At 59.3% G+C, this 18,389-nt stretch carries 16 protein-coding genes; 9 read left to right on the top strand and 7 right to left on the bottom strand.

Annotated features, from left to right (window positions below; genetic code table 11):
- Nucleotides 1-9 precede the first annotated feature (9 nt).
- The 3 genes from Mal15_RS34750 to Mal15_RS24795 all read left to right on the top strand — a co-directional run bounded on the left by Mal15_RS34750 (nt 10) and on the right by Mal15_RS24795 (nt 1,828).
- Entirely contained in the window at nt 10-270 is a 261-nt protein-coding gene (locus Mal15_RS34750) for a hypothetical protein (protein WP_147870212.1), read from the top strand.
- Nucleotides 271-726: 456 nt separating this feature from the next.
- Nucleotides 727-1,029 carry a hypothetical protein gene (locus Mal15_RS24800; protein ID WP_147870211.1) on the top strand — a complete coding sequence of 101 codons (303 nt, stop codon included), beginning with the start codon at nt 727-729 and terminating at the stop codon, nt 1,027-1,029.
- Between the two features lie 112 nt (nt 1,030-1,141).
- Nucleotides 1,142-1,828, top strand: coding sequence for a lysophospholipid acyltransferase family protein (locus Mal15_RS24795; protein WP_147870210.1), 687 nt, complete (start codon nt 1,142-1,144; stop codon nt 1,826-1,828).
- Between the two features lie 120 nt (nt 1,829-1,948).
- Here Mal15_RS24795 and Mal15_RS24790 read toward each other — a convergent pair whose 3' ends face one another.
- Nucleotides 1,949-2,875: a TraB/GumN family protein gene (locus tag Mal15_RS24790; RefSeq protein WP_147870209.1), complete on the bottom strand. Its 927-nt coding sequence runs from the start codon at nt 2,873-2,875 to the stop codon at nt 1,949-1,951.
- A gap of 206 nt (nt 2,876-3,081) precedes the next feature.
- Here Mal15_RS24790 and Mal15_RS24785 point away from each other — a divergent pair, with 206 nt between their 5' ends.
- Nucleotides 3,082-3,309: a hypothetical protein gene (locus Mal15_RS24785; RefSeq protein ID WP_147870208.1), complete on the top strand. Its 228-nt coding sequence runs from the start codon at nt 3,082-3,084 to the stop codon at nt 3,307-3,309.
- 187 nt (nt 3,310-3,496) lie between these two features.
- Here the strand turns inward: Mal15_RS24785 and Mal15_RS24780 are convergent, their stop codons facing one another.
- On the bottom strand, nt 3,497-4,324 hold the full coding sequence (locus tag Mal15_RS24780) for a (5-formylfuran-3-yl)methyl phosphate synthase (protein WP_147870207.1): 828 nt from the start codon (nt 4,322-4,324) through the stop codon (nt 3,497-3,499).
- A 127-nt stretch (nt 4,325-4,451) separates the two neighbouring features.
- Between Mal15_RS24780 and Mal15_RS24775 the strand changes: the two genes are divergently transcribed.
- Entirely contained in the window at nt 4,452-5,630 is a 1,179-nt protein-coding gene (locus tag Mal15_RS24775; protein ID WP_147870206.1) for a ribonuclease D, read from the top strand.
- Nucleotide 5,631: 1 nt separating this feature from the next.
- On the top strand, nt 5,632-6,324 hold the full coding sequence (locus Mal15_RS24770; protein WP_147870205.1) for a CPBP family intramembrane glutamic endopeptidase: 693 nt from the start codon (nt 5,632-5,634) through the stop codon (nt 6,322-6,324).
- Between the two features lie 12 nt (nt 6,325-6,336).
- Here the strand turns inward: Mal15_RS24770 and Mal15_RS24765 are convergent, their stop codons facing one another.
- The 5 genes from Mal15_RS24765 to Mal15_RS24745 form a co-directional block, all read right to left on the bottom strand.
- The gene (locus tag Mal15_RS24765; RefSeq protein WP_147870204.1) at nt 6,337-6,732 is read right to left on the bottom strand and encodes a DUF2784 domain-containing protein; all 396 of its coding nucleotides are present in this window, start codon (nt 6,730-6,732) and stop codon (nt 6,337-6,339) included.
- A gap of 186 nt (nt 6,733-6,918) precedes the next feature.
- Nucleotides 6,919-8,385, bottom strand: a complete 1,467-nt coding sequence (locus Mal15_RS24760) for a tetratricopeptide repeat protein (protein WP_167547032.1) — start codon at nt 8,383-8,385, stop codon at nt 6,919-6,921.
- Nucleotides 8,382-9,521: a multiheme c-type cytochrome gene (locus tag Mal15_RS24755; RefSeq protein ID WP_147870202.1), complete on the bottom strand. Its 1,140-nt coding sequence runs from the start codon at nt 9,519-9,521 to the stop codon at nt 8,382-8,384. Before Mal15_RS24755 ends, Mal15_RS24760 begins: the two co-directional genes overlap by 4 nt.
- Before the next feature lie 125 nt (nt 9,522-9,646).
- On the bottom strand, nt 9,647-9,829 hold the full coding sequence (locus tag Mal15_RS24750) for a hypothetical protein (protein WP_147870201.1): 183 nt from the start codon (nt 9,827-9,829) through the stop codon (nt 9,647-9,649).
- A 178-nt stretch (nt 9,830-10,007) separates the two neighbouring features.
- The gene (locus Mal15_RS24745) at nt 10,008-11,276 is read right to left on the bottom strand and encodes a DUF1559 domain-containing protein (RefSeq protein ID WP_147870200.1); all 1,269 of its coding nucleotides are present in this window, start codon (nt 11,274-11,276) and stop codon (nt 10,008-10,010) included.
- 511 nt (nt 11,277-11,787) lie between these two features.
- Here Mal15_RS24745 and Mal15_RS24740 point away from each other — a divergent pair.
- The 3 genes from Mal15_RS24740 (at nt 11,788) to Mal15_RS24730 (ending at nt 18,285) form a co-directional block, all read left to right on the top strand.
- Complete coding sequence (locus Mal15_RS24740; RefSeq protein ID WP_147870199.1) at nt 11,788-14,790, top strand: FG-GAP-like repeat-containing protein; 3,003 nt, start codon at nt 11,788-11,790, stop codon at nt 14,788-14,790.
- Nucleotides 14,791-14,795: 5 nt separating this feature from the next.
- Nucleotides 14,796-17,081 (top strand): CRTAC1 family protein, encoded by a 2,286-nt coding sequence (locus Mal15_RS24735; RefSeq protein ID WP_147870198.1) that lies wholly within the window; start codon nt 14,796-14,798, stop codon nt 17,079-17,081.
- A 181-nt stretch (nt 17,082-17,262) separates the two neighbouring features.
- A complete protein-coding gene (locus tag Mal15_RS24730; protein WP_147870197.1) occupies nt 17,263-18,285 on the top strand; it encodes a PDZ domain-containing protein in 1,023 nt (340 codons plus the stop codon).
- The last annotated feature ends 104 nt before the right edge of the window (nt 18,286-18,389 follow it).

The raw sequence follows: 18,389 nt of genomic DNA, 5'->3' as shown, positions 1-18,389 counted from the left end.
AGCCCTCGATTGCAAATTGCAATCTGTTCATTGCAAAATTCAAATTTGCCGGGAATCGTCGCTCAAATCATTTCGCAATTTGCACTGTTCATTTTGCAATTTTCAATCGTTGCCGGTTCACCAGTTTTCGACGCCACGTACTTTTCATCAGGCCAGGCTGGAGGTGGGGCGAAAAGATGGGGTGGCGAAAAGATGAAGACGTCGGTCGGGCCTTGCCTGAGCTGTGTAAGTCATCTCGGTGATCGCGAATTTTCATTCGTGGATTATTAGGATTTTGATTCCGCCGTACTCTCTTGGCGCCAGCCCACGGGCATCCAATCATTCTGCCCCGAATCATACTGCCATCCTTCTCCTGATGCCCACCGACGTGACAGGGCACGGCAGCTGGGAGAGCGGTAGGAAAATTTTGGAGGCAGGAAAATTGGGCCAATCGAACGGAGGGTGCATCTGATCATTTTCTTACCCCCAAAATCTTCTTACCCGATCCCCGCGCTGGCCAAAAATACGGGCTCGTTCGCGTGACCGGCTGATTGCGTTGAGCTTCCACCCCGGTCGGCTTCATTTTTTGCCCCCCCCATTTTTTGACCAACATTCTCTCCCCCACTTCCCCCGCTCCCGCTCGTTCGCCCGCCTGCCCGGCAGCGCACGTGCCGGGCAGGCCGATGCGTTATACTGACATCGCGGCACGCCCCTCTCGTCTTCCACTCTTCGAATCGAGCCTGTGTGATGGATGATTTCGATTCCGATCCGCCCGGTCTGTGCGATCGATGCCTGAAGGAGTTGATCGGTGGACGAGGCGAGTTCTATGAAATTGACATTCATGCCACCGTCGATTCGTCGCCTCCTATCCTGGATTCCCCCGCCACCCTTGATCCGGACGAGATGGACGCCGAATGGGGGCGGGTGATCAAACAACTCGAATCGACCCCGCAGGTCGACGCGGAAAACCAGGTGCATTGTCGCCGCAGAATCCTGCTCTGTGCGCCCTGCTTTCAGATCTGGATCGAAAACCCCGCCGGCGGAGAATGAGTCACTCCGCCGTAATCGATCTTGTCTCCAAACGCCGGCGAGCTTATCTACGTGCATGCCGAGTTTCACGGCCGGCGAAATGAATTGACAGCAAACGGAACGGAATCTGGGAATGAATCGAGTGCTGCCCTTCTTGGTGACGGGATTAATCCGACTGTTGCGCGCCACCTGTCGCGTCAACGCGATCAACGATTCACGAGACCGCTTGCGCGCCGACGGCCAGCCGTATGTTTACGCCGGCTTGCATGGGCACCAGATTGCGATGGTCATCCTGGCCGAAGAGAAAGAGGGCGCCGGCGCGATGGTTTCGCGCAGCAAGGACGGCGACCTGATCGCTCGGACGCTCAACAAGCTCGGGGTGATTCCGATTCGCGGCAGTGGTGGTGCCCGCCGCAAGGGTGGCATGACGGCGCTGCGAGCGATGGTCAATCATGTCTGCAGCGGCAAACCGGCTTGCTTGGCCGTCGACGGGCCCAAAGGACCGCGCGGGGTCGTCAATCCCGGAATCGCGATGCTGTCGCAAAAGACGGGTGCCCCGGTGCTGCCGATGTCGCTCGTCCCCCGACGCCGGATCGTGCTGTCGCGAACCTGGGACCGCACGCAAATCCCGCTTCCGTTTTGCCGCATCGACGGCGTGTTCGGCGACCCGATGTACCCGCGCGACGGAGAGTCGGTTGCGGAGTTCACACGGCGCATCCAGGACGCGTTGTTGCGGATGGAGGCCGAGTACGATCCGAAGGAAGCAGCGATCGCTCATGCCTCGATCCCGCAAGAATCAGCGACGAAGCAGGCGGCTTAAGGAGTGAGCCTCCACGCTTGCTACCCACGTAGCGGAACTCGCCAAGCGTTTCGCTTCCGGCGGCGAAGCCGGCTGCATTCCGAAAGCCTACGCGGCTTCCGCTACCGAAGGGCTCGACATTCAATTGCCGGCCAGGTCCCAAGCATTTAACCAAGTCGTCTTGCCGGCCTTCATGCCGAAATCCTTTTCCAGTCGTTCGGCCATGTCGGCCAAGTGCCCGGCACCATAGAACACGGCCAGCGTTTCCTTGCCGGCAGCTAGCTCTTCGCGAAGCACTTGGAACGCCTTTGCGTTGCGTCCCTTGATCAGCGTGTTCTCGCCGTTGGCGTCATTCAGCCCAACGGTCACCGCTTCCATGTCGATCAACTGGGTGGCCATGGCGTTTTTCATCGCGGTCGAGCGGTCGTCGCTGAACAGTGCCATCAACACGCCCAAGTCGCCGCCGTTTTTCGATTGCGTCGCCAAGCCGGCGCCCATCATCCGCGCGATCATCTTCAACACGCTATCGCCGCGTCGCTGCAGATCTTCGCTGAACTCCTCGGGGCTCATGTCCGCATGTCGAAAATTTTCGGCCATGTAGTCGACCAGTTCCAACTGGTATTCCAGTTCCAGCATGTCCTTCATGCCGGTTTGCATCGAAGCGACCAGTGACCGGCGTTTCTTCAAATCCTCCGGACGAATCCGCGTGCCGTCGGGGGCGACCAGCTCGTACAGCACCGAATCGTACTTCGACAGCCGCTGGTTCAGATCTTGGTAATACGCTTTTTCGCCGATGTGGACGACGCCGACCAGATCCACGATGGCACCGTCGTAACGTGTGCCGGGCTTGCCGTGAAACCGAACAATCGCGGTTTGCAACGCGACTTTTCTACCGTTCTCATCTTTCTTGATCCGCAGGTAGGACTCGTCGGACGCGTCCTCGGAGGGCGCTTTCGCCTCGCCCGCCGGGGCATCCGCCGTCGTCGACTGGGCCACACTGACCGCCGACTCGAGCAGCACGTTGGCCAGCGCGATGATGACGATGAAGGCGAAGAGGATCAAACGCATGGGAAAGCCCTGAATTAGACGCGACTGGTGAATCGCTCGATGCTCACAATCAACCGGCTCATCGTGGCATGCGATCTACCCCTGTAGCATAGCGCTCGATCGCGAATGCGGCAACTGTTGACTATGCTTGTCGAAGCCCCGCCGACCGCATAGAAAATGGGCGGGCGTCGATCGCATTTGTCCAGCCGCAGGCTGAGTAGGGAGCCATGGAATTCATTGAACTGACCGGAAAAACGTTGCTTGATGTGGTCAACGAGGGTGAAGTCGATTTCAAACAGCTGCATCAGGCCGGCGTGACGAGCGATTCGATCATTCGGATCAATCGATTCGGTGAGATCGAACTGCGGAAGAAAGGCGAGTGGATGCTCGTGGGGGGGTTGATCGGCAACTTCGAGGAACGCCTGCAAAAGCTGACCGGGCTGGATTGGGTCTAGGAATACGACACCCATAGGCGTAGCGGATCTCGCCGAACGACCGTTGTTTCACGTTCATGCCAGCCTGACGCGTTAGCGAGGGGCCACGCGACGCCCCTCGCTTACGCGTCGGGCTAGCAACAGTGCGCAAATTCCAACTGGCCGGGTAAAACCAACAATCCTCCGCGGTCCGCTACCGACCGACGCGCTACCGCAGGGTGCGTTGCCACTGCCGCATCTTCGCCTCGCACAACGCCCCGGTTCGATCGCCGTCGCAAACGGCTCCGCGGACCGCATAACAATCGGGGCGGTCGTCGCGTTCCGGAACCAGCTCGGCCACCCGTTGGACGTGCCCCAGCGTGATCGAACCGGCCAGCGACCACCACAAGTGTTGCCGATGGGCCAAGCGACCGAGCTGGGACAGCCGCGTCTGGCCCAACACTTCGATCGCTGAACACCCGTTCTTTTCAAACGTGTCCAGCAGCACCCGCCGAAAACCGCCCTGGGCGGCCAAGGCCATGATCCGTTCGGCCTCCATGCAACCGGCCGCGCGATGGTCGGCATAAGCGACCGCGACCAATTCGACCTCTGCCGGCATCCGCTCTCGGACCGCGTCCCACAGCCCCCTGAGCTGGGATTCGCTTTCACATCCGCTGGGGCCGGCTTTGGCGAACGCGAACCGCGGCGGCACCCGATCGGCCAGTGCGACCGCTTGCGCGGATTCACCCAGTGCTGCAGACAACTGGGCCGCAGACAACTGGGCCGCTGAAAACACTGCGGCCGACGATTGGGGGCCGCCGTCACGATGACTCGGCGGCCGCGCCACGAGATCGGCGACCTGATGCCAAACTTCGGCCGAAACCGGGGCCAGCGGGCCGCGGCGCGGTTCTTTCAGGTCTAAAATATCGACTCCGAAGCGGACCGCCAGCTCGGCTTCGGCAAGGTTGCGGACGCTGACCAGCCACTGTGGTTTGGATTTCTCGGGCCGTGCTTCCGGGGCCGCGACAGGCTCGTCGCAGGGGGCGTTGGTGGGCATGCAGGATGGTCGCGCCGGTGCCGGGCGGTTAGAGTGTGGGCCGATCACGAAAGAACGTCCGATGTTGCCGTTGGGGCAAACGAAGCCGAATCTCCCTCCAATTTTGATGCAGAGAGTCTAACGACCCTTGGAATACGAATCGATCAGTGCGATCGGCGATCTTCGTCAATTCTGCGATGAACTGGCTGATGCGCCGATCATTGCCTTCGACACCGAGTTTGTTTCCGAAGACCGCTATCGACCACAATTGTGTCTCATTCAAGTCGCCGCCGGTGATCGATTGGCGATCATCGACCCATTGGCGATGCACACGACCGCACCGTTCTGGGATCTGTTGGTCCAACCCGGACGGACGGTGATCGCACATGCGGCCCGCGAAGAGTGTCGCTTCTGTTTCCAATTCACCAACCAGCCGATCGCGGGGCTTTTTGACACCCAATTGGCGGCCGGGTTTAGCGGGATGGAGTTTCCGATCTCGCTGGGAAACCTGGTCAGTCGGCTGACCGGTAAAACGCTGGCCAAGGGCGAATCGCGAACCAACTGGCGGCACCGGCCACTGTCGCGCGACCAGCTCAATTATGCCCTGCAAGACGTGACGGACCTGCAGGCGATGTATCAGATGCAGCGCGAGGCGATCGAGAAACTCGATCGCATGGTTTGGCTGGAAGAAGAGACCGAGATCCGACAGCGCAAGGTCATCCAGCAAGAAACCAGCGAGAACTGGCGACGTGTCAGCGGCTGTGCCGGGATGACGCCGCGGCAACTGGAAATCATCCGTCACCTGTGGCGATGGCGTGACCAACGCGCCGCCACGCTGGACCGCCCCGTGCGACGGGTGATGCGGGACGATCTGATGGTCGAGCTTGCCAAACGCGGGTCGGCGGACATCAAAAAAATCCGCAACATCCGCGGCATGGATTGGAGAGGGTACAGCGCCCATTACGAGGATATTTCCGCGGCGATTCGGGAGGCTTTGCAGGTTCCCGACGACCAACTTCCCCGCCGGACACGCAAATCGCGCAGCGTGATCTCGCCAATGCTCAGCCAGTTCCTTTCGACCTCAATGGCCTGCATCAGTCGGCAAAACAAACTGGCCCCATCGATCGTCGGTAACGCCGACGACGTCAAAGAAGTGCTCGGCTATGAACTGGATCCGAAGGAAGGGGACCAGGTCCCGGCGCTGTTGACCGGATGGCGCGGTGAAATCGTTGGAAAAACCTTTCGCAAGCTACTCAGCGGTGACGCGGCCATCCGGGTTGCCAACGTTCGCAAGGAACAGCCGCTGGAATTCGTCGAGCTGGATTGACTTGAACGAAGACACGCCTCCCCACGAAGAAGCGTCCGACGAGCTCCTATTCGTCTGGGCATGCGGGTTCGAACTGGCCATCGGTCTGGCCGGCCTGCTGCTGGCCTGGGTGTTGGGGATCGACGCGCGAGCCTACCTCGGGCGGATCGACAAGTTGGCGTGGAAAAGTGTCGCGATCGAACTGGGGATCGGCGTGGTCGCGTCGATTCCGATGCTGATCGCCATCACGCTGCTGATGAAGGTCCCGCACAGCGCGATCGACGCCATCAAACAGCTCAGCGATGCGCCGACGATGAAGGCCCTCTTGTCACTGTCCCACGGCGAACTCCTGACGCTCAGCGTTTGTGCAGGGATCGGGGAAGAGCTCGCGTTTCGCGGTTGCCTGCTGCCCTGGTTGACCGCCGCCGGCGGCAGCGACGGTCCGTTCTCCAATCCGTTCCAAGTCGGAGACAGCTTCAGCGTGGCCGTCCCCGGCCTGCTGGCCGCGGCCGTTTTGGTGTCCTCGATCGGCTTCGGATTGCTGCATCCGATCACCAAACTTTACGTGTTCGTCGCCTCGCTGATGGGCGTCTACTTCGCCGCACTGATGATCGCCACCGACAGCCTGCTGGTCCCGATCGTTGCCCATGCCGCCTACGACGCAGCTCAATTCCTGATCGCCAAACGCGAACTGGATGCCGAACCAGCGGAATAGCGGGCCAGTCCGTCACTTGCCCTTGCGCCAGCGCGGCGGCACGAACACCAGATTGGCGACGACCAAGGCGCCGAACAACGTGTAGCCGACCGTGAAGACCCAGGGATCCAGTTCAAAGAACATCGCCTCGTGCATCCAGTTGGCGATGAAGTCACCCTGGTACGTCTGCTCACCGGCGGCCGAACGAAAGTCCTGTTCCAGTGTCGTCAACGGGCACGTCACTCCCACCCATGCCTCCAGCACCACCACCAAAATCATCGCCAGATGGATCCCTCGAAACCAGCGGTTGCGGACCCAATGCCAGCCCCGCATCGCGCCGATCAGCGTCGCGACCGCTCCCAGGACCACGAACGTGACGTAACCAAAGTGGACCGCCACCGTGATGTCAGCCAAAAATCGATAGATCACCACACACCTCACTTTTCCGTTCCCAGGCGGAGCCCGGGAACGAGGACTACGCCCCTAATAGAGAGACGATCCTGTGGGGCCGGCGGATTGCGTCGTTCGGATCTTCTTCCAAAAAAAGGCGTGTCCGCCGGTTCTCGGCATGCCCGCGCGTGCAATCGATGACAATGACAGTCCAGTCCGGGTCGATCACTCGGATGCCGCGAGCGACTCCAGATCCACTCCACAGCGAATGAATTCATCGTCAGGTCCCAGCGTCCCCGCCGCGCTCAACTCCATTCGACGCCGGTTAATCTGCCCCATTCGCTCGATCGCCTGTTGCTTCGTCAGTACCGCTTGCCCGTGGATCACCTGCATGCTCTGCCAGGCGAGCGATTCATCGTGTCGTTGCAATTGATCCAAGATTTGAACCAACTCGCCGATCAGATCGAACCTGTCGTTCGGTGCCCGATTCAATTCCGCCGCGATCACATGCGTCCGATGAATCCACTTCCAACGCTGCGTGGCGGTGCGTGAAGCTTCATCCAGCCCCAGTCTTTCCAGCGTACCGCTGAGCATGCGATAGGCATGGTCGTCGGTCGGATCTTGCATCACAACGCGGCAAAGGTGTCGCGTCGCTGATTCGTCGTCACCCAACTGGACGTGCTGTGCCGCCAAGACGAACTGGACATGAACGCTTCCATGTTGCGTTTGTTCGGTCTGACTCCAGCGGGACAGTGCGTCGGTGTCACCCAGCAGCACCGCCAAACGCCCCAGCAGCGCGTGCTGCAATTCGTCTGGCTGCTCGATCTCCAGCAACCGCTGCCTCGCCTCTTCAAATCGGTTCTCCCCGACCAAAGACAAGACGGCTGCCGAATCGGAAAGTGGCTCGATCGCATTGCCGCCGGGCAACGGGGATGAAATGCGAAGCAATGAGACCAGCTCCAAATCGTTGACATCACCCATGCGACAGAGTCGACGCAGATGCTCCTCCGCTTCGGCGCGGCGGCCCAATCCCAGCAACAGCCGCGCGAGCGCACGATGCGGCATCGCAATGGTCGGCACTTCGTCCAGGATCGTTCGCAGTCGCGTCTCCGCACCGGCGTAGTCGCCATGCAAAACCAGCCACTCGGACGATTGCCCCAAACCGGGCAATCGAGTCTCGGGATGCGCCTCGGCCAAGCGGTCCAGCATCCGCACCGCTTCAGGAAAACGCTGCCGCCGCCCCAGTACGCGGGCCATCAAAAACACCACCTGCGGGTCTTGGGGGGATCGAAACATCGCTTCGCGGGCATACCGATAAGCCGCATCGACATCGCCGCTTCGCAACGCTTCGGCGGCACGCTTGGCAGGATCAGCGATCGTCGATGCATCATTATCATGCACGTCCACCGCCTGAACCATCGAAGCTTCCTGATCGACCGTCTGCGGCTGCGGCGTCGGCTCCGACTGTGGCAGTGGCTCCGGCTGAGAAATCGACGGTTCTGGCGCAGCCTCCTTGACGACGGGGACCGGATCGGAGCGACTCTCGACTGTGTCGTCACCGGAGCGATCACAGCCGAGCGTCAAAACCGCCAATGCGAGCACCATGCCGCCGATCACGCCGGCACGATCCGCCCACCGCAGTGGCAGACCCCGTCCGCAATCACATCCGCCGCTGAAACCAATCACACTCATTCGGCGTCTCGGATGCGGATCCAGTGATCGTGAAACACCATCCCCTGTTCGAACTTTGTCGCCGGCATATGACATTCGACGCAGCCGCTGGTCGGGGAAACACTGCAGGCGACGTGCGCGTCCGAATCGGGTTGGTGGCAGCCGAGACAATCTTGCTCGTACGCTGCCGTCGACTTCGCCTTGGAATCCTGATGTGGATTGTGACAAGTCGAACACATGAAGTTGCCGTCCGATTCCAAATAACACTCACTTCGCAGCATGCCGACCGGCTGGAACCGAAGCAGCTCAGCAGAATACTCACGCAGCGCCACCGGATCGATATTGCGGGGCAAGCGGTGACAATCACCACACAGCTGCAACTCGGCTTCCAAGTCCCACCGATCGCGGCCGATCGAAAACGGCGGTGGCGTTTCGGATCGTCTGGCCTGTTGGACATGCTCGCTGCCGGGACCGTGGCATTTTTCGCAATTCACGTCGGCGACCAGATCGACGATTTCCGTGCCCACAATCGTCCCGGTGGTGGTGTGACAATAGACGCATTGCCGAACGCTTTTTCCCCGCACAACGTTTCCCAGCAACCCTCTTTCGTCCTGAGGCGTCATGCCGATGTGTCCCGGCGTCAATCCGAAATCGCCATGGGAACCAAACCAAGAAATGCGATGTTCGATTCCTGCCGCATCGGACTCTTTATCGTCAATCAGTGTCAACAGCGTCATCGCATTACGTCCGGACCCGACGGCATACTGAAGCGCAAATGGCGCTTGGTCCATGTCGGCCGCGCGACGCGTTCGCAACCCTTCGTTGCCCCACTCGTAATGAAACACACCGTAGGGGTTTCCGGCGTCGAGCGCCTTGCCGGCGTACTTCTTTGCGATCTCCGAATCGACGGACCGAGAAAACGTGTCCGCGTGGCCGGAATGCTGATGAAGATCAAAATTCTGCGGGTGGCATTCCCGACAGACCTGCTTTCCGACATACGTTGGCGCGCTGACTGACGCGACTGATTCAGCAACGTTCGACGGGCGAACTTCACCCTTATCATCCACGGCAACGCAGCGGGCGCATAGCGTCACCAAACAGAAACCCGAGGCCACTGCCACCATCATCGCCAAACTGCGATTTCCAAATCGATCCATATGCTTTGGTGCCACAGCAGCGACTGGAGGACAACCGTGCTGTGCGGATTGCCGGGTATCATTCTCCCCGGCAATCCGGCACAGACCGTCGGCATACTCAACGAGATCCAGCGTGAAGGCTTTTCCTATTGCTGCATCGACTTTTCCATCGCTCGGGCGTACTCTTCGTCGCTCATCCCCTCCACGGGCACATCATCGGTAGCTTCATTTTCAGGAGCCGCTACGATCGTCGTTTCGCCTGACCCTCCACAGCCGAAAACGGGACAGATGGCGAGGGCGCAGAGGAATGTCATCAAGAATTTTTTCACGGAGAAACCTTTCGATAATAATAGAGGTGATTGCTAGGACACAGAGGCGCGCACTTCATGCGCCCCCCAGATTTCACGCCAACGATCAATCGCTCGCGACGGGATCTGGTTAATCGAACGCCCCGCCCCATGAGTGAATAGAGGCGGGACGAAATGGATAATCGCGGGACAGCTGACTTTATTGGTTCAGCTGCTCTTCAATCACTTCGCTGGCGGCTTTGCTGCCGAGGGCGCCCCACAAGCCATAAGGACTTTCACCGCCCGGGCGCGATTGGTTCTGGTCATACCAGATTCCCGCAGCGTTCTGATTGCCCGCCTCGATCGAGTCGGTAATAAACGTGACCGCACCGTCGCCCATCAGGACGTGGCATCCGCCCTGGTGGAAACTACTGGGCGAGAAATTGCCCAGGTTGTCGGCCCATTGTCCGATACAAAGTTCGCTGTTGGGCGGACGAACGGTGAAGACCGCCTGGATCGACGTGCGGAACGCCGACGCCCAACTCATCCCGCGACCATTGGTTTCATTAACGACGACACTCACCGGCGGTGTACAACCGGTGCTTTGTGAATCGCACCAGAATCGCGGTCGATCCGGATCGATTTCACCCGATTCAACGCAGTGCAACGGATTGAAAAAGTGATCATCGCCGTTTCCGCCGGCGTCCCACGACAGCGAACCGTTGACCGCTTTATCGCCCTGGTCGGTGACAATCTCACCACACGCGATCGTGTTGGAAAGCCCGTCTTTTACGTCACGAAATGCGAACTTGGTGTACGGAGCAAACATGCCGCGGTGGAGTGCCTTGGCGTTTCGAGCGTTACCCGCGTTGGTTGTCGGCACCATTTGCGCCGTGTCATAGTGCGACATGATTTGGTTCTTTGGTGAATCGCCCAAACAGGCGCCATAATTCACCCGGCCACGCCCCGGCAACCCCGTTCCCCCGTCGCTCGGGCAACGAAGCGTCGGAATCTCCGATTGCCATGGGATATAACCCGGGCTGGTCGAATACGATTTGGGGCTCGGCCCCATCGCCGGCCAGTAGTTCAGCGGCGCCGGCGGCGTCGCCCCTGTCACCGTTTGGACACTTCGATTGGAAATGTGGTCCCACAATCCTTGCTGTTCAAAATAGGACGTCAACGGAACCCAAATACTCAGGCTTTTACGGTTCGCGGTGTTGCTGGCACGCCACCATGCCGGCGGTGTCTCCAACCCTTTACCTGTTCCGCCACCATAAGGAGGCAGCTGCTTGAATGCCGCGTGATAATTGTGCATTGCCAAGCCGAGTTGCTTGAAATTATTGCTGCAACTCATCCGCCGAGCCGCTTCGCGTGCCGCCTGGACGGCCGGTAATAATAGACCGACCAAAATGCCGATGATCGCAATGACCACCAATAACTCTACAAGAGTAAAACCGGCAGAACGTCCTGCCGCATGCTTTCGAACCATGGTGTGCTCCATTGAAACAAACAAGGAAGAGATAACGGAAATGACAACGATGACGACGTGAAGCAATCGAAAACATGAATTCGATTCACGAGCGATCGTCGCTCAACAATTGATCAACGCGAAGCCAGACCACCAAAACAGCGGCCGGGACAAACTAAAGGTAGGGTGCCGGCTCATTTATATGAATGAAGCGCGGTATTGATGGCATCAGGCGGGCAATGGCTTTTAATCAATCGCCTTCGTTGAACCCCGATCGCATCACCGAGTTTCGCAGTCTTTTGGCAATTATTTCGATAACTTTTGCACCCAACGTGAACGCGTCAAACTGGCGAACGAACTCACACTGCTAGCATGTAGAAGAAAAGTAACATAACCACTCACAACGCATGTGTGTGATTCAAGTACAATTGAATCCAAAATGATTTCGACACCCGATGGTGTCACATCGAACAGCTTCACAATGAAGTGAACGAGTGTCGTCCATTGTGTTTCTTGATTACGGCTTGATCCCTTGTTTCGCCGAATCCGACTGCCTTGCGTCATCGTTACACTCGCCTTCATCGCCGGTTGCAGCGACGACCTGCCCACCAATTCGCCACCTCAACACGTCACCAATGGTGAACAAACGTCGGATCCGGTCGCTGAAATGCGACGCGCGGTTTCCGAGGGCCATTGGGCGTCGGCCTGGGCACAAACAAAACATGTGCTCATCACCCACCCCAATGACGCCGACATACTGACCGAAGTAGCGACGGTCGCTGCGATGACCGGGCGTAAGCCCCAGGCCGTTGACTTGATGGTCGAAGCGGCCCAGCGCGACGACTACGACCCGTTGCGGGTCGATCAAGCCATTCGGGCGTTGATCGAAGTCGGGCGACTGTACGATGTCATCTCACTGTTGGAAAACGCGGTCGATGCGAACCCATCGGATCATTCCCTGCGCGTCAAACTGATCGGTTTCCTCAAAGAAGCTCAACTCCATCACCGGATCGATCCGCATTACGAATCATTGATTCGAACGCGAAACTTTGACCTGCAACTGTTGCTCGCTTTCACCGACGCCCAACGCCGCACGTATTCTGCTCCGATGCTCGAACTGTTGACGCAGCGGAATCCCGAGGACCGGCGGATCCAGTTGGGGCACGCGATTGATTTGATGGACAATCGTAAATTCGACGCGTCGGAAGAGGTTTGCCGCAACATTCTTAAGCGGCATGCTGATTTCACGCCCGTCCAAGCCCTCTTGGGTTACGTTCTCGCTGCGCAAGGCCGATTCTCGCAGATCGACGAATGGTCCGCCGGCACGTCGCCCCATTGTCGCGACGATGCCTACTATTGGCTTGCCTTGGGTAGTTGGGCTCAGTCCCGAACCCTCCCCGCACAAGCCGCTCGCGCGTTCTACGAAGCGACGCTGCGTGATCCGAACAACCCTGTCGCATGGACTCGCTTGGCCGGTTCGATTCACCGGATCCGAAGTCGCGACGACACGCAGACGCCGCCGCTCGACCAACCGCAATTGGAGTCAATCGAAGCGAGGATCGAAAATCTGCTGGCGATGCGTGATCACTTGACCGCGTTTGTTTGGAGCGGGCATACCAGCCAACGAAACGCGATCGACATCGCCAGCACCCTGTCGCAGCTGGGCAGAAACTGGGAGGCCGAGGCATGGGCGGCCGTTGCGACCACTTTAAAAGATGATGGCGTGCAGAATGCTGCAGAGGTTCGCGCCGACATCATCCGAAAACTGAAGCAGGACCAACAATGGCAATCGACCACATGGAACCCCGAACTGGGCATCGATCTGTCACACTTGCCGGCGCCCAATCCCGATGCCCCGGCCGGCGACGAAGGTGACGTCGTCGCTCCGGTCGTTGCCGGACCTCTCAATGGTCCATCCAACATTCCGCTGCGGTTGAGCGAAGAAAGTGCGCAGTGGGGACTGGTGGACGTTGGCGGCGGAAGCGACCCCGAGGACGATCGTCGCGGCGCGCTGACGCGTTCGACCGGTGCCGGTGGCGGCGCGTTGGATTTCGACCTTGACGGTCGCTGCGATGTCGCCGTGCTGGGTGCCGGGGGAACGATGCTGAGATCCGACTCGAATCCCAACCTGCTGATGCGCAACTTGGGCAACGAACTGAAGCTTGTCTCCGGCGATGCAAGGTTCGCCGACACGGACTTTGGCCAAGGGTGTTGCGTCGGCGATTACAACGAAGATGGTTTCCCCGATGTGTTCCTGGCCAACCTGGGGCGCAACCGACTACTTCGCAACAACGGCGACGGATCGTTTTCCGACTGCAGCCATCTCCTGGGCGATCGCTCATCGCCTCGCTGGACGACCTGCGCCGCGTTTATCGATCTCAACCGCGACGGCATCGCGGATCTGGTCACCGGCAATTACTGCACCACCGATGGTGCTCCCGATCGCCCTTGCCCCAATGAATCAGGTGAGCTTGGGACCTGCCATCCACTTCGATTCCGCGCCCAGGCCAACGAGCTGTATCTGGCCGGTCCCGACGGACAGTTCCACGATCGGACGCAACGGCTGATCGGCAACGTCACCCCCGGTCGCACGATGGGAATCTTGGCGGGCTCCCTGCTGCCTGACGAAATCGGCGTGCTACTGGCAAACGACATGTCCCCCAATGAGTTCTTGACGCCCACCGATTCTGACACGGCCAAGTTAGAACAGAGCGCCGTGGCGCGGGGCGTGGCGGTCGATGCCGGAACCCGTCCCCAGGCATCGATGGGAATCGCGGCAAGCGATTTTGATGGCGATGGCGACTTGGATTTCTACGTGACCGGTTTCGCCAACGAGCATAACATTTATTACGAACAAACCGCTCCGGGTTGCTGGAGTGATGTGACGACCACCGTCGGCTTGTTGAAACCGACACTTTCCCTCGTGGGGTTCGGGACCGAGGCGATCGACCTGGACGACGACGGAACCGTGGAGATCGCGGTGACCAATGGCCACATCGGGGAATTCGATGACGGCGACTATGCCTATGAGCAACCGTTTCAGCTGTTTCGTCGCCAAGCCGACGGGCGATTCGCCGTCGTCGACGATGACGATTGGGGCGACTACTTTGAGCGAGCACATGTTGGTCGCGCGCTGTGGACGATCGACATCAACGCCGATGACCGAAATGATTTGCTAGTGACACACACCCGTGAACAAGCACGACTGCTGGTCAACCGCACCGCTGACCAAAACCATCGCATCTCGTTTCGCTTGGTCGGAACGACCTGCTCTCGCGATGCGACCGGCGCGGTCCTGCGGTTTTCACATGCCGGGCGAAATCGGTCGCTGTGGTGTTTGTCCGGCGACGGTTACCTGTGCAGCAACGAACGGATCCTGCGGGCGGGCCTGGGACCATCGGACAAAGTGACCGAGGTGAAAGTGTTTTGGCCGGACGGTTCGACCGACTCCATCGGTACCCTGGACGCAGACGCCCGCTACCTGATCGTCCAGGGCCAGGGCTCGGCAACCAAGATGAATCTCGGTCATCAGTGAACGGCATGCATAACAGATTCTCGATTGCCCGACCGAACCCCTGGACGCTAACCGCGTGCATCGCGCTGGCGGTCGTGTTGACCAGCGGGTGCGACCGCAACGCCACCGATGACCCCCGGCGGGCGCGTCCCGAAGCCCAACAATGGCAAAACGCGCATGAACGCATGCTGAGCGTGCTGGAACAGATCAAATCAAGGATTTCCCAAGACAACGACTTCCTCGGGGATGCCGATCTGATCCAATTGAAACATCAACTGGCCGCCCAGCCGCAACATGCCTACGCGATGCGAGGGGCGTTGATGTTTGAAATCGGAACCAAGAATGTGTTCCTCGGGAATACCTCCCAAGGGATCGAAGAACAGAAGGCGGCATTCGAATTGCTTCGCCAAGCCGGCGTGCCGCAAAGCGTGTTCGACAAGCTGTTCTTTTCCATCGGTGTGTCACATCTTCGAAAAGCCGAAAACGATAACTGCATCCTGGCTCACAGCGCCGGAAGCTGTATTTTCCCGATCCGCGGCGACGGTGTGCATGCCGACCCCGAGCAAGCCACCCGCGCGATCGCCTACTTTTCGCGTGTGCTCGAATCACAACCTGGGCACCTGCCGTCGCGTTGGTTGCTAAACCTTTCCTACATGGCGCTTGGTCGCTATCCCGATGATGTCCCGCAATCGTTTTTGATTCCGCCGAAAGCCTTCGAGTCGGAACAGGCGTTTCCCAGATTCATCGACTGCGGATCGAACCTGGGCCTTGATACCGTCAGCCTTGCCGGCGGGGTCATCACCGATGACTTTGATGACGACGGCTTTCTGGACATCATGGTTTCATCCTGGAGCCCGGCAGACCAGATTCGCATGTTCCACAACGATGGCGACGGAAGATTCAGTGACTGGACGCAGCAGTCGGGGCTGACGGGTCTATACGGAGGGCTGAATCTGATCCACGCCGACTATGACAATGACGGCGACATAGACGTCCTGGTGCTGCGCGGCGGCTGGCTGGGTGATGCCGGGCGACACCCCAATTCGCTACTCCAGAACGACGGCCGCGGTCGTTTTCGTGACGTGACGTTCGACGCCGGGCTGGGCAACGAACACTTCCCCACACAAACCGCGTCCTGGGCCGACTACGACAACGACGGCGACCTTGATCTGTACGTCGGCAACGAAGGTTTTGCCAACCAGCTTTTTCAGAACCAAGCCGACGGGACGTTTATCGATGTCGCCCCAGACACCGGAGTCGCCGACGCAGGGTTTACCAAGGGCGTCATCTGGGGCGACTTCGATCACGACCGATTCCCCGATGTTTATGTGTCCAACTTGGACGGGCCGAACCGGCTATTCCGCAACTTGGGAAACGGCAGTTTTGAAGACGTCGCCAGTCGGTTGGGTGTGACCGGACCACAGGACAGTTTTCCGACCTGGTTTTGGGATTTTAATAACGACGGAGCCTTGGACTTGTTCGTCGCCAGTTTTTCGCAAAGCGTGGATCCGGTCGCCGCCGACTTCTTAAACCTGCACCACGGCACCGAAATGGACCGTCTGTACCAAGGCGACGGCAAGGGCGGGTTCGCCGACGTCGCTGAGCCGAAGAACCTGCGCCGGGTCACGCAACCGATGGGGTCGAATTTCGGTGACTTGGACAACGACGGGTTCTTGGATTTCTATCTGGGAACCGGTTTCCCCGACTTCGAAGCACTCGTCCCCAACCAAATGTTCCGAAATGACGGCGGCCGATCGTTTTTAAACGTGACAAGCGCAGGCGGATTCGGCCATCTTCAAAAAGGGCACGGTGTCGCGTTCGCAGACCTGGATAACGATGGCGACCAAGACGTCTTTCACGAACTCGGGGGCTGGTTCGCCGGAGACGCCTATGGCGACGCACTGTTCGAAAACCCCGGCTTCGAGAACCATTGGATCGTGATCAAGCTGGTCGGACAACAATCCAATGCCTGCGCGATCGGTGCCCGTATCCGAATCGATTTGAATCACGACACGGCAACACGATCGATCTACCGTTGGGTCAACAGTGGTGGAAGCTTTGGTGGCAACCCGCTGCGACAGCACATCGGGCTGGGCAAAAACGACCAAATTTCACGGCTGGAAATCCAGTGGCCGACGACCGGCACCACCCAAGTTTTCGAAAATATCAATGCCAATCAGTTCCTCCGCATCACCGAAGGCCGCTCGGATATCGAATCGCTGCCTTACAAGAAGCTAACGTTTTCCAAATCGCCAGCGGCCACGTCGGATCACTCGCACCATCACCACGCCGGCGCCGGCCGATCCATGTAGCGGAACTCGCCAAGAGTTTCGCCCCCAGCGGCAATGCCGCATTCCGAAAGCCTCCGCGGATTCCGCTACCCGAAACCGCGCCGGGATCATCCCAATCACGAGATCTTTACTCTCGCCCGGCGGCGCTAGAATAGATATTGAACCAAGATCGGTCCCTCAAGCAGCAACGCCGGTTAACCCAATGCGTGTGACTTCATCGACGCCGTCGCGTCCACGGGTGTTGATCCTGACCACAATCGTTCTCGCCGTGCTTTCGGCACGGACTTCCCCACCGGCTCGCGGCCAGGGGTTGGGCATCCACGGTGATCTGGTTCGCCAATCCGACGGCTCCAGTGCCTTTGCGGTCCGCTCGGTCGTCCGCGGAGGCCTGGCCAGCCGCCTGGGGATCCAAGCCGGTGATGTGGTGACCAACATCAATGGTCTGTCCCCTGGAGATGCCACTGTTAACCAGAAGGCCTTGGAACTGGCCGGCGGCTCGTCGACGATCGTCGTGCTTCGCAGCGGCCGGCCAATCTCGCTGCAACTTCCGCCCGATGATGTATTCCCGGATGGCCCCGTGTTGTCCCATCGTCCGCGATGGCCCGACCGTCCGGGTCGACCCGACGGGCCCTTCGTTCCTGACCGTCCGAACAAACCGATCGAGTTGATTCCCGGCCAGTCTGGTCCGAATTTACAATTGCAGCTGCAGCCTTCACAGGCCTTCGATGGGTTGACCGTCCAAAGAGTCTTACCCGGAGGCCTGGGCGCCGGTCTGCGATTTCAACTCGGCGACGTGATCACGGCCGTCAACGGCGTCACCGTCAACACGCTGGCGGAATTCAGCGGAGCCTACATCGTCTCCCAGCGCCGCGACATCGTCGTGTCGGTCCTGCGCCGCGGGCAAAGTGGGACGATCACGATCAATCAAGAAACATTGCGGAAAGCGTCGGCGCCCCGAGGCACGATTCTTCAGCCGCTAAAACTGAAGGTCTTCTTGGACTTCCGCGGTCAAGTCACCGTCGGAGGTGGAGAAGACGACGGGCTGGGGGCCAAACTGGGATTGAAGCAACGCGGCGTCCGCATCCTGGAGGTCAACGGTCGCGCGATCCGCAACGGGGGCGACTTGAGAGAGTTGGATCGCCAGATCGAAGACGGCAAGGTGCGGCGTCTGGTAATCAAGCTGATCCGGCCCGACGGCCAGCCCGACACGATCGTCTACCCCTGATAGAGTGCAACAGCGCCGGCGTCCCAGCGTTAGCCGCCGCGCTGCTTCCGGCACGACGGCCCTTCCGGACGGTCGCCTCTCGCCGCGCTGCGGCGACCGTGAAT

It is taken from the genome of Stieleria maiorica, from assembly GCF_008035925.1.
Taxonomy (GTDB): Bacteria; Planctomycetota; Planctomycetia; order Pirellulales; family Pirellulaceae; genus Stieleria; species Stieleria maiorica.
This window is presented reverse-complemented; position numbering and strand designations above follow the sequence as displayed.

Coding starts and splice junctions, on each gene's coding strand:
- Mal15_RS24785 (WP_147870208.1), top strand. CDS start 3,082: ATGGAATTCATTGAACTGACCGGAAAAACGTTGCTTGATGTGGTCAAC.
- Mal15_RS24745 (WP_147870200.1), bottom strand. CDS start 11,276: ATGGTTCGAAAGCATGCGGCAGGACGTTCTGCCGGTTTTACTCTTGTA.
- Mal15_RS24760 (WP_167547032.1), bottom strand. CDS start 8,385: ATGAGTGTGATTGGTTTCAGCGGCGGATGTGATTGCGGACGGGGTCTG.
- Mal15_RS24800 (WP_147870211.1), top strand. CDS start 727: ATGGATGATTTCGATTCCGATCCGCCCGGTCTGTGCGATCGATGCCTG.
- Mal15_RS24755 (WP_147870202.1), bottom strand. CDS start 9,521: ATGGATCGATTTGGAAATCGCAGTTTGGCGATGATGGTGGCAGTGGCC.
- Mal15_RS24780 (WP_147870207.1), bottom strand. CDS start 4,324: ATGCCCACCAACGCCCCCTGCGACGAGCCTGTCGCGGCCCCGGAAGCA.
- Mal15_RS24795 (WP_147870210.1), top strand. CDS start 1,142: ATGAATCGAGTGCTGCCCTTCTTGGTGACGGGATTAATCCGACTGTTG.
- Mal15_RS24735 (WP_147870198.1), top strand. CDS start 14,796: ATGCATAACAGATTCTCGATTGCCCGACCGAACCCCTGGACGCTAACC.
- Mal15_RS24730 (WP_147870197.1), top strand. CDS start 17,263: ATGCGTGTGACTTCATCGACGCCGTCGCGTCCACGGGTGTTGATCCTG.
- Mal15_RS24790 (WP_147870209.1), bottom strand. CDS start 2,875: ATGCGTTTGATCCTCTTCGCCTTCATCGTCATCATCGCGCTGGCCAAC.